This window comes from Streptomyces sp. NPDC088817 (genome assembly GCF_044750345.1).
Lineage (GTDB): Bacteria > Actinomycetota > Actinomycetes > Streptomycetales > Streptomycetaceae > Streptomyces.
Genome location: NZ_JBIVJN010000011.1, coordinates 183,133 through 193,597 on the forward strand (window position 1 = coordinate 183,133; position 10,465 = coordinate 193,597).

13 protein-coding genes and 1 tRNA gene are annotated in these 10,465 nt (G+C 70.9%); 5 read left to right on the forward strand and 9 right to left on the reverse strand.

The features are described 5' to 3' along the window. Positions 1-26 precede the first annotated feature (26 nt). Both ACIP4X_RS21670 and ACIP4X_RS21675 read left to right on the forward strand, forming a co-directional pair. Positions 27-100, forward strand: a tRNA-Pro gene (locus ACIP4X_RS21670). Positions 101-358: 258 nt separating this feature from the next. After that, positions 359-718, forward strand: a complete 360-nt coding sequence (locus ACIP4X_RS21675) for a hypothetical protein (protein WP_391454663.1) — start codon at positions 359-361, stop codon at positions 716-718. A gap of 74 nt (positions 719-792) precedes the next feature. On the opposite strand, the gene ACIP4X_RS21680 is transcribed toward ACIP4X_RS21675, so the two are convergent. Next, a complete protein-coding gene (locus tag ACIP4X_RS21680) occupies positions 793-1,140 on the reverse strand; it encodes an SDR family oxidoreductase (protein ID WP_391454662.1) in 348 nt (115 codons plus the stop codon). Between the two features lie 48 nt (positions 1,141-1,188). Here ACIP4X_RS21680 and ACIP4X_RS21685 point away from each other — a divergent pair, with 48 nt between their 5' ends. Next, on the forward strand, positions 1,189-2,166 hold the full coding sequence (locus tag ACIP4X_RS21685; RefSeq protein ID WP_358730576.1) for an L-threonylcarbamoyladenylate synthase: 978 nt from the start codon (positions 1,189-1,191) through the stop codon (positions 2,164-2,166). Positions 2,167-2,524: 358 nt separating this feature from the next. Then, a complete protein-coding gene (locus ACIP4X_RS21690; RefSeq protein WP_401350027.1) occupies positions 2,525-3,844 on the forward strand; it encodes a PP2C family protein-serine/threonine phosphatase in 1,320 nt (439 codons plus the stop codon). On the opposite strand, the gene ACIP4X_RS21695 is transcribed toward ACIP4X_RS21690, so the two are convergent. After that, complete coding sequence (locus ACIP4X_RS21695; protein ID WP_391454660.1) at positions 3,762-4,436, reverse strand: helix-turn-helix domain-containing protein; 675 nt, start codon at positions 4,434-4,436, stop codon at positions 3,762-3,764. The two genes, ACIP4X_RS21690 and ACIP4X_RS21695, sit on opposite strands and share 83 nt — an antisense overlap. A gap of 248 nt (positions 4,437-4,684) precedes the next feature. Here ACIP4X_RS21695 and ACIP4X_RS21700 point away from each other — a divergent pair, with 248 nt between their 5' ends. Continuing rightward, the gene (locus tag ACIP4X_RS21700; RefSeq protein WP_358730581.1) at positions 4,685-5,401 is read left to right on the forward strand and encodes a TetR/AcrR family transcriptional regulator; all 717 of its coding nucleotides are present in this window, start codon (positions 4,685-4,687) and stop codon (positions 5,399-5,401) included. Positions 5,402-5,500: 99 nt separating this feature from the next. On the opposite strand, the gene ACIP4X_RS21705 is transcribed toward ACIP4X_RS21700, so the two are convergent. The 7 genes from ACIP4X_RS21705 to ACIP4X_RS21735 all read right to left on the reverse strand — a co-directional run bounded on the left by ACIP4X_RS21705 (position 5,501) and on the right by ACIP4X_RS21735 (position 10,465). After that, complete coding sequence (locus ACIP4X_RS21705) at positions 5,501-5,731, reverse strand: DUF5132 domain-containing protein (protein WP_358730583.1); 231 nt, start codon at positions 5,729-5,731, stop codon at positions 5,501-5,503. Positions 5,732-5,942: 211 nt separating this feature from the next. After that, positions 5,943-7,082 (reverse strand): alpha/beta fold hydrolase, encoded by a 1,140-nt coding sequence (locus tag ACIP4X_RS21710; protein WP_391454659.1) that lies wholly within the window; start codon positions 7,080-7,082, stop codon positions 5,943-5,945. 195 nt (positions 7,083-7,277) lie between these two features. Continuing rightward, positions 7,278-8,030 carry an alpha/beta fold hydrolase gene (locus ACIP4X_RS21715; RefSeq protein ID WP_391454658.1) on the reverse strand — a complete coding sequence of 251 codons (753 nt, stop codon included), beginning with the start codon at positions 8,028-8,030 and terminating at the stop codon, positions 7,278-7,280. Next, the gene (locus tag ACIP4X_RS21720) at positions 8,027-8,254 is read right to left on the reverse strand and encodes a hypothetical protein (RefSeq protein ID WP_358730589.1); all 228 of its coding nucleotides are present in this window, start codon (positions 8,252-8,254) and stop codon (positions 8,027-8,029) included. Before ACIP4X_RS21720 ends, ACIP4X_RS21715 begins: the two co-directional genes overlap by 4 nt. After that, the gene (locus ACIP4X_RS21725) at positions 8,230-8,973 is read right to left on the reverse strand and encodes an SRPBCC domain-containing protein (RefSeq protein ID WP_358730591.1); all 744 of its coding nucleotides are present in this window, start codon (positions 8,971-8,973) and stop codon (positions 8,230-8,232) included. The genes ACIP4X_RS21720 and ACIP4X_RS21725 overlap by 25 nt, the downstream gene beginning before the upstream one ends. A 34-nt stretch (positions 8,974-9,007) precedes the next feature. Continuing rightward, entirely contained in the window at positions 9,008-10,243 is a 1,236-nt protein-coding gene (locus ACIP4X_RS21730; protein WP_358730593.1) for a cytochrome P450, read from the reverse strand. A 6-nt stretch (positions 10,244-10,249) separates the two neighbouring features. Beyond that, positions 10,250-10,465 carry an MbtH family protein gene (locus ACIP4X_RS21735; RefSeq protein WP_358730595.1) on the reverse strand — a complete coding sequence of 72 codons (216 nt, stop codon included), beginning with the start codon at positions 10,463-10,465 and terminating at the stop codon, positions 10,250-10,252.

The following is a 10,465-nucleotide window of genomic DNA, read 5'->3' on the forward strand; positions in this document are numbered from 1 at the left end:
TCGGACGAACCACCGCACGAACGCACCGGGACGTGGCGCAGCTTGGTAGCGCACTTGACTGGGGGTCAAGGGGTCGCAGGTTCAAATCCTGTCGTCCCGACTGGAAACAGTCGCAGATCAGGGCCGATTTCGGAGCCATCCGAAACCGGCCCCTGGTCATTCTTGGGGACCAGTTGAGAACCGGCGTGCTTGACCGGCGTCAGCGGGTCATGACGCTCGGGCTCAACAGGGAGCGCGGCGCGCGCAGCGCACTGAAGTGGTCAACGAGCCATGACCGGCGATCCGCCGCAGGACGTGGACGTGGACTCCTGCGTCGGCGAACCACTGGACGGCCGCCCGCGCCGCCCGCGAGATCGCCGTGCCCGGCCCGGCCGGGCGCCCGCTGACCGCCCGGCTCCACACTCTTCTCGACGACCCGGCCCAAGCGCCCTCGGCCGTCCTCGGGCTGCTCGCCGTCGCCGATCCGGCCGGTCTCGACCGCGCCCGGCCCGCCGAGGCGGCGCTGCACTCGGCCGAGACCCGCGCCGACCTCAAGGGCGCCTGCGACGCTCTGCGGGCGCTCGGCGCCGCCGCCCTGACGCCGGAGCAGCACGACCGGCTGGCCGCGCTCGCCACCGGGGACCGCCGCCTGGTCGTCTCCGGGTCCGACCACGCGATGATCCGCGAGGACGAACAGCTGCGCGCCGCGCCGGCGTCTGTCCTCGACCGGGTCGGCTGAGGCCCAGGTCCTCTCCTTCGGCCCTTGCCGGGTGCCCAACGCCGCACGCCACACCCCGGAGCGGGGTACGAGGGTCACAGCTGAGTCTGGCCGCCATTGACTTCATAGACGGATCCGGTGACGAAGGACGCCTCATCCGACAGGAGGAAAGCGGCAACAGCGGCGACCTCTTCCACCGTGCCGGTTCGCTTCAGCGCGGTCTTGTCGGCGATGAGCCGTCGGATCTCCGGAGAGAGGCCCTGTGCTGAGGGGGCGTCGATCGGGCCAGGTGCGATCGCATTGACCCGAATGCCACGCTGGGCGTATTCGACGGCGGCGGAGCGGGTCAGGCCGATGATTCCGTGCGACGGCGCTCTCTCACAAGTCGTCAGTGGCCTGGATTGCGAAAAGGTGTCGCGCTCCCCATCGAACAGTCTGGCCAACGCGATCCGTCCGGCCGGATCCGCTCCAAGGGAATTAGGATTGCGAGCGTGTCGGCAACAAACAGTGACATCGAGAAGGCGGCCGGTGTGCTCCGTGCCGGGGGCCTGGTGGCCTTCCCGACCGAGACCGTCTACGGTCTGGGCGCCAACGCCGAGGATCCCACCGCGGTCGCGCGCACCTTCCAGGTCAAGGGGCGCCCGTCCTCCCATCCGCTGATCGTCCACATCGGCGGCGCCGAGTATCTGGACGACTGGGTCGAGGACGTGCCCGCGACGGCGCGCCTACTGGCCGAACGCCTCTGGCCGGGGCCGCTCACGTTGGTCCTGCGGCGTGGTCGCCGGGTGCCCCTCGAAGCGACGGGTGGCCTGGAGACGGTGGCTGTGCGCGTGCCCGACCACCCCGTCGCACTCGCGCTGCTCGCGGCCTGCGGCGGCGGTGTCACGGCTCCGTCCGCCAATCGCTTCGGCTCGGTCAGCCCCACAACGGCCGATCACGTCCGTGCGGAGCTCGGTGAGGCGGTCGACTTCGTGCTGGACGGCGGTCCTTGTGAGGTCGGTGTCGAGTCGACCATCGTCGACGCCACGGGCGATGCCCCGAGCATCCTTCGGCCCGGCGGGGTGACGCGCGAGGACCTCGAAGCGGTGCTGGGGCGCTCGCTCGCCGTCCCCGCGACGAGCCGTGTCCGGGTGCCGGGCCAGCATCCGTCCCATTACGCGCCGCGAGCGCGGGTCGTCCTCGTCGAGCCGGAGAAGGTCGTCGCCGAAGCGGAGCTCGCGCAAGAGCTGGGGCAGCAGGTGGGCGTTTTTCTTCCTGCCTCCTTCGCCGACGCCCCGGTGAAGGCGCACGCCGTGGTGACGGTCCCCGGTTCGATGGCCGCCTACGCGCGCGGGCTGTACGGGTTCCTGCGCGAGCTTGACCAGCAGGGGTGCGACCTCATCGTCGCCTCCTTGCCTGCGGAGGAGGGGCTGGGACTGGCGATCGCCAACCGGCTCCGCCGCGCCGCAGGACCCCGAACCACCGTGTGACCAGCACCGATGCCGTCTCCTTATTGCTCCCGGACAGGCGGGCGGATTCCGTGACGGACTCTGCTGAGCGCCCGCCGGTCCGGCCGACCGGGCACTCGCCGTCCCCTTCGTCCCGGGCCTGCGTAAGCAGGTGGGCCACGATGTCCTTCGTTCCCGGTGATCCGTCCCATCTGCTTGAGCCCGGTGTCGCTGCCAGGCTCAGTGAGGTACGCGGGCCGGCCGACGCGGGGCGATGATCAGCTCCGGTCCGCGATAGCGGGTACACGAGAGTATGCCCTCCCGAAAAAGCCCTGCGGGTCGCCGTCGGCGGTGGTACGAGACGCGTGGCCTCGTTGTCGTTCCGCTTGCGTTGATCGTCGTGATCACCACCGTCAACCTGGCCACTCCCGGCCACCCGCACGTCGGACCGCTGCTGATCGTCGCGCCGGTGCTGGCTGCGGTGACCTTGGGGCCGAAGCTGACCGCACTGACGGGGGTGCTGGCCCTGGCGGACCAGGTGATTTTCGCCGTCCTTCTCAAGGACCTGCACTCGGCGGAGCGCGTGACGCAGCTCTTCGCCGTGGTGGCGGCCACGGCGTTCGCCGCGCTTCTGTCCGGGACGCGAGAGCGGAAGGTACGGGAGCTGACGCGGGTGCGTCAGGTCTCCGAGATCGCCCAGAACCTGGTTCTGCGCCCGCTGCCCCCACGGATGGGGCCCCTGCGCGTGGCTGCGGTGTACCTGGCGGCTGAGCGGGAGATGCACATCGGCGGCGACCTGTACGCGGCCGCCCGCACCGCCGACGGTACCCGGCTGCTCATCGGGGACGTCCGTGGCAAGGGCCTGACCGCCGTGAGCGACGCCGCGCTCCTGTTGAGCGCCTTCCGAGGGTCCGCGCACCGGCAGACGGGACTGGCGGAACTCACCGCCTACCTGGACGCGAGTGTGTGCTGGAATCTGGCCGAACCCGGTGAGGACGACCTGGCGCAGGAATGCTTCGTCACCGCGATACTCATCGACATCCCCGACCATGCCCCCTCGGTCCAGATCGTCCACTGCGGTCACCCTCCGCCGCTGCGGCTGCACCAGGGACAGGCCACCGCACTGTGCGCGCACCAGGCCGGCCTCCCGCTCGGCTTGCAGCTGGACAAGCCCAGTCACCGTGTCGACACGTTCGACTTCGGGCAGGGCGACCTGCTCCTGCTGTACACCGACGGCGTGGTCGAAGCCCGCAACTCCCGCGGCGACTTCTACCCCCTCGCCGATCGCGCCGCCGCCTGGAGAGGGCAGCATCCAGAGGAACTCCTGGAGCACTTGCGCACCGATCTGCTCGCACACGCGGGCGGCCGGCTGGAGGACGATGCCGCCATGATTGCCCTTGAACGCCCGGCAGGAAGGCACAACAGACGCGGCACCCCGCACGAGCCTCCGAGTACTACCGCGCCATGGCAAATGATCTACACCTGCTTCCGTCGCTACGCGTTGAGCGGTGTCTTCGCCCAGGCTCTCCAGCAGATCCCGGCCGAGGCTGCCGCCACCGGCCGAAAAGGAGGACGCGCCGGCCCGACGAACCGGGTGAACCGGGTGAACCGGACCATCAGCCCCTTGGGTCTCCTGATCACTCCCGGCCAACGCCCGGCCGAGGAGTGGGGCGGCGGTTCTGTGAGCCGGCGCCCTGTCGCCGGTAGGCGCCCGGGCTGATGCCGAACTCGCGCTTGAAGGCTCGATTGAAGGCGAACTCGGAGCGGTACCCCACGCGCTCGGCGACGGTCTGGAGCGGCGCGTCGGCGTCGCTGCGGAGGATCCGTCCGGCCGTGGTCATCCGCCACCAGCTCAGGTACGTCATCGGCGGGCGCCCGACGAGTTCGGTGAAGCGCCGGGAGAACGCGGCCCGGGACAGACCGGCCCGCCGGCTCAGCCGCTCGACGGTCCAGGCCGTCGCGGGCTCGGCGTGCATGTGCTGGAGCGCGGCTCCGACGGCGGGGTCGGCGAGCGCCGCGGCCCAGCCGCCGGAGCCGCGCGGCGCGTGGTCCTGGTACCAGGTCCGCAGGACCGTGGCCCGGCCGTCGGCGGCCTCGTTGCGCCACAGATCGAACCTGCCGCCCGAACCTCCGGTGCCGCGGCAGCTCTGCAGGATCACGTGGAAGCCCTGTTCGGCGAAGAGAAGGCCGTACTCGGGTGACCACGGCAGGCCTCGGCCATAGGGCGAGCGGACCAGGAGGGTGGGGAAGTCGCCCTGGGCACGCGGAAAGTAGTGGTCGGTGATCAACGGGCTGCCGTCGGCGGCAGGCACCAGGAGTCCCGGCTCCCACCCGGCCTCATGCCGTTTCGCCGGCAGACCTCGCCAGGTCGCCCTCATCATCCGGGAGGAAAGCGGCGGTTTTTCCGGCGGGTGGCACCCAGGCCGGTCCGGCCACGGCGTCGGGCGTGCGTGATGGCATCGTTCCCCTCCTCTATTCCCGTACGATGTACGAGAATAGAGGATGCTTGGATGACCTTGGCAGGAGTCGCCGCAACAATCAGGGGAAGGAGCGCGAGGCCGTGTCCGGTGACGGAAACACGCGTGCCGAGAGCGTCGATCCCGAACAACTCTGGCTGCGTCCCACCGAGCCCCGCAGGGGCCGCAGGCCCTCCTTCAGCCGGGAGGCGATCACCGCGGCGGCCGTCACTCTCGCGGACGCGGAAGGACTCGACGCGGTCACCATGCGACGGGTGGCCGCCGAGGTCGGAGCGGGCGTCATGTCGCTCTACAGCTACGCCCCCGACAAGGAGACGCTGCTGGAACTGATGGTCGACCACGTCAGCGGCGAACTCACGGTCACGAACCCGCCCAGCGGCGACTGGCGTGCCGATCTGAAGACCGTGGCCCGACTGCAGCGCGCCCACATGCTGCGCCACCCCTGGCTGCCTGCCGCCTTGTCCACCCGCCGCGTTCCGGGCCCCAACACGCTGGCCATCCTGGAACACGTGCTCGCCGTCCTGCGGCCCACCGGGCTGGACGGTGCGGCGAAGCTGGAGGTCTTCGCCCAGATCACCGCGTTCGTGGCCGGGCACGTCGCCCATGAGATCGCGCAGGCCGCGGTCTCACGATCACCGGACCGGGCCGCGGCCGAGGGCCGCTACCTCGCCGCTGTCGCCGCCGACGGCCGCCATCCGGAACTCGCCGAAGCCCTTTCCGCCCCCGGACGTCCCCTCACCCCCGACGCCACCTTCGCCCGTTTCCTCAACCGCCTGATCGACGGCCTCGATACCGACTGACGCCATGCACCCGTGACTGCCGTCCCGCCCACGGGTGCACGAGACAGTCACAGGTCAGGGCCGGTTCCGGATACCTCCGAAACCGGCCCTGACCATGCTTCAGTCCGCTGTGGCGCCCTGCGTCCGGGGCGAACGGGCCGCGAGGCGCCCGGCGGCCACCTCGGCGGTGAGTTCCTGGATCTCCTCGCCCGCCTCGATGGCCGCACGCTTGACTTCCAGGGTCAGAGCGACCGACGTCTTGATGATGCCCCGCAGGAGCGGCTTGCCGACTCTGTCGAGCAGAGGTCCCGCGATCAGGCCGATGAGGAAGGGGGGTACTACAGGGGGCATGCGTGAACCCTCTCTTGTGTACACAGCACGGCTCCCGCCGCCACACGTGCCGGGCCCGTCGGGCCGGCAGCGTGGGGCAGGAAGTGGGCAGGAATTCCACCCCCACCGAAAGACACCGTAGTCGGCCCTCGGCCGAGGCGCCCGAGGGCGCCGACGCCTTTCATTCGATTGGGCGGAGGTGCTCCGGGGTCCACCGCGGTTCCGCGACGGCTCACGGTGAGCGCGGCGCGTCCGGCGCGCATTCGTCCAGGAACGAACTCACCACCCGCACGACGAACTCGGGCACCTGGTTCGGGAAATCGTGACCGGTTCCCGCCGGGGTGTAGACCCTCCGGGCCTGGCTGGAAGCCGTGAGGAACCGTTCCCTGACGGTGAGGAAGAAGTGCCGCAACCGGGCGTTCTCCCGCGCGTCGTCCTTGTCGAAGATCTCGTCGCCGCCGGTCAGGTCGCCCGGCGCCACGAGGAGGAGCGGCAGTGAACCGAGCTCGCCGTCGTGCACGACCGTGTGCCAGCCGTCTCTGGTCATGCCGTCCGGCGACAGCTCTCGCAGGATGGACGCGGCGGCGCAGGCCGCTCTGGTCCTGGTCTCGACCGCGGAGAGGACCTCCGCCGGACCTTCGGAGGAGATTCCTCCGTTCCTGTCGGCGAGGGTGTGCAGGCCGAAGAGGCGGCGCACCGCGATGCCGATCTGCTGTCCCGGGGCATGCCGCAGGGCCGGGATCGGCGGGCCGAAGGCGATGGCGTCGGGCGGGGTCGGATCGAGCAGCACCAGACCGGCCACGAGGTCCGGGCGGCGCCTGGCGGCGTTGGCCATGAGCAGTCCCCCGAAGGAGTGCCCCACCAGGACGTAGGGCCCCTGCTCACCGCTCCGCTCCAGCGCGGTGAGCAGTTCCACGGCTTCGGCGGCCGTCGTGCGGGGGAAGGGGCCCGGGTCGCTCCAGCCGGAGCCGGGCCGGTCCACCAGGACCGAACGCATCCGCTCCCGCGCCAACGCGTGCAGCGGGTACAGGGCGTACCCGCCGACATGGCCGCCCGGCATCCAGACCACCGTCGGACGCGTTCCCCTGTCCCCCTCGGCGAGGATGTGCATGCGGTGACCGCCTACGTCGACCATCAGCCCGGGTGGCGGATGCCTCACCCGTACGCGTGCCACATGCAGAAGGTGGCGAAGAGACCCGAGAGCGAGCGCCAGGGCCGCGGCGCAGAGCACTCCGCCGAGAACCCTCCACCCGCCGCCCAGAGTGACGCACCACGCGCCGACAGCAGCCGGCGGCAGAGCGATGACCAGTCCCGCCCAGTCCCGGCTGAGCAGCCGGAGTGCCGCGTCGATGGCGCGTGTGTCCGGTCGCATCGTTCCCTCCGTCCCGATCCCCGTGGCCGCTGCCGCCGAAGCCGTACGTCTCGGCGCCCGGCACAGGCATCGTCCCCTGGGAACCCCGCGGGCGCCATGTGCCGCGGCATCGGCCCCCGCCTCCGGTCACCGCCGCAAGGGCGGCGCGCGTTGCCTCACCTCCCCCTGTCGGAGCACTCCGCACCCGACGGACCGTCATGCCGCGGGGGACAAATATCCGGCGACGTCCGCGACCACGTCGGCTTCGTGAGGTACGAGGTAGAAGTGGTCGCCGGGGAACGAGCGCAGCTCGAAGGAGCCCGGGGCGGCGAGTTCGGACCAGGCCAGCACCCGGTCGAGTACGCAACTCCGGTCGTCCCGGCCGACGTACGCGGTGATCGGTGCCTTGACCGGGGTGGGATGTTGGGGCCGATAGCCCTCGATGAGCCGGTAGTCCGCGCGGAGGGCGGGCAGCAGCAGCTCACGCAGCTCGGGGATCTCGTACGCCTCCGAGTGCAGGTCTCCGAGCTGTCGCACGCGGGCGACGAGGGCGTCGTCGTCGGCGAGGTGCAGCGCGGTGTGTCCGGCGCGGTGGGGAGCGGCGCGCGCGGAGACCAGCAGGCGCCGGGGGACGATGCCGCGGGCCTCCAGCCGCTGGGCCACCTCGTAGGCGACGCAGGATCCCATGCTGTGCCCGAACAGCGCCAACGGCAGGTCGAGCCGGGGGAGCAGGGCGTCCTCGATCGCGTCGGCCAGGGTGGCCATGTCCTCGACGCACGGCTCGGCGAGCCGGTCCTGGCGGCCGGGGTACCGCACGGCGAGCACCTCGACGTCCCGCGGCAGCCGGGCCGGCCAGTTGTGGAACAGCTGTGCGGTGCCGCCGGCGTGCGGGAAGCACACCAGTCGGAGCCTGGGCTCCTCCGCGCTCCGGTGGACACGGAACCATCTCTTGTCGTCGTGGGCCGTCATGACTGCCGGAGCCCGTTGATCTGCTTGGGGTTGAGCTTGGAGAGGAAGGTGGGCAGCTGCTCCACCGCCCTCCTGGGGACGTACGCGGTCTGCACGGTGTGGCGCAGACGGTCGGTCACGACGAGTTTGTAGCTGCCGCCCTCCTGGATGAGCTCGGCGGAATACAGCAGTGTTCCCTCGGACATCTGGCCTGCCTCCATCAGGGTGCCGCCTTCTCCAGCCATGTCGTCCACTCCCGCGTCGCCCGCTTCTCGTCGACGGGGTCGGCGAACAGGTGGTGGCCGAGCCAGACCGGCCAGTTCCAGGTCTGCCCGTTGAAGAAGCGGTAGAGCCCGTCGTCGGTGCGCAGGCCGAGGAAGTCGCCGCTGAGGTAGTCCACGACGGCGTCCCGCGGCCCGCCGAGGGCGTCCGGCACGAGGAAGCGCACCGTGTCGCCGACGGAGGCGCCGGGGGTGAGGCCGGCCTGCCGCAGCAGTGAGATGAACACGTCGGAGTGCGCCGGCGGTGAGGGCCGGCCGGCCTTGACGTAGGTGGCGCGTCGCCCTTCGAAGTGGCGCAGGTACTCGGCGAGGCTGTGCTGGTAGAAGTCGACGTGTTTCTCGGCGGCGTCGGCGCGGGTGTCCCAGCCGTCGTCGACGGTTCCTTCGTGCACCCAGTGGATCCCCATGGACAGGTGGGAGACGCCGTCGTCCCGGGCTTCCATGGCGTAGCTGAGCGTGTTGGAGAAGCCCTTGCCGTCCTCGGAACGGCAGGCGAAGCGGTGCGGCGGCTCCCATTCGACAACGGTGGCGTGGCCGCGGGTGACGGCGCCGCCGACGCGCGGCTCGACCTCCATGGGATAGAGCCAGCCGAGGTTGCCCGCTCCGGTGGCGACCGCATTCCAGATCTGTTGGGGCGTGGCCGGAAGGTCCTGTTCCCGGCGCACCCGGAATTCCCGGGTCATGGCGGTGACTCCTCGATCGGTGGTTCGTGGATGTTCAGTAGGCGACGGGCAGCGCGACCAGGCGCCGCTGCAACGGGTTGGGGCGCCACTCCAACCGGTCGGTGTCCAGGCGCAGGTTCGGCAGCCGGCGGACGAGTGTGCCGAGGGCCAGCTCGGTCTCCAGGCGGGCCAGCGGCGCCCCGAGGCAGAAGTGGGGTCCGTTGCCGAATCCCAGGTGCCGGTTGCCGGGGCGGGTGAGGTCGAGCCGGTCCGGGTCCTCGAAGCGTTCGGGGTCGCGGTTGGCGGCGGCGAGGACCGGATACACCAGGTCCCCGGCGGCCAGGGTGTGCCCGGCGAACTCCACGTCCTCGGCCACGACCCGCACGATCGCCTGTGTCGGCGAGTCGTAGCGCACCAGCTCGTCGACCGCCGGCCGGATCAGCGTGGGATCCGCGCGCAGCCTGGCCAACTGGTCGGGATGGCGGAGAAGGGCGAGGGTGCCGTTGCCGATGAGGTGGGTGGTGGTCTCGTCGCCCGCCGTGATGAGCATGAAGCAGGTGGACAGGAGCTCGGTATCGGTGAGGTGGTCGTCGCGCGCCTGGGTGGCGACGAGCCCGCTGATCAGGTCGTCCCCGGGGGCCTCCCGCCGCCGGCCGACGAGCCACATCAGGTACTCCTCGAACTGGTCCACCACCTCGACGGCTTTGTCGATGTCCTCCGTCATCCGGCCCAGTGCGCGGAACCACTCCTTGACACGTTCGCGCTCGCCGTCCGGGATCCCGAACAGCTCGCAGACCACGGAGTGCGGCAGCCGCGAGGCGAGTGCGGCGATCACGTCCATCGCCGGCCCCGCCGCCAGCGCCGTGTCGACGAGCTGGTCGACGACCGCCTGGACGCGGTCCCGCAGCGCCTCGACACGCCGGACGGTGAATGCCCTGTTGACCAGCTTGCGCAGCCGGGCGTGTTCCGGCGGATCGGTGTTGCTCATCACGCGCCCGAGCCGCGCGGTGAGCCGGCTGATGTCCCGCAGACTGCCGTCACGGGCACCCAGGGCACGGGTCATCCGGTCGCGGTCGTTGGAGAGCCGCAGGTCGCCCAGGGCCCGCTCGACGTCCGCGTACCGGGTGAGGTACCAGATGCCCTGCGCGCCGCGGTGCACCGGGGATTCCCGGCGCATCCGGGCGTAGAGCGGGTACGGGTCGCGGCGGAACTCCGCCGAGGCCATCGCGGTGGTGATCTCCTCCGGGCCGGTCCGCGGACCGGCCGGGGGATGATCGGCGGTGGTCGTCATGACGGGCTACTCCTGACCGTCCATCGCGTCAACGAGGCTCTTGGGCCGCATGTCGGTCCAGTGCTCCTCGATGTAGGCGAGGCACCCTTCGCGGGTGTCCTCCGGGTGGGTGACGGCCCAGCCGGCGGGGATGTCGGCGAAGGACGGCCACAGGGAGTGCTGGTTCTCGTCGTTGACGAGAACGATGTAGCGGCCGTCGGTGTCCTCGAACGGGTTGGTCAT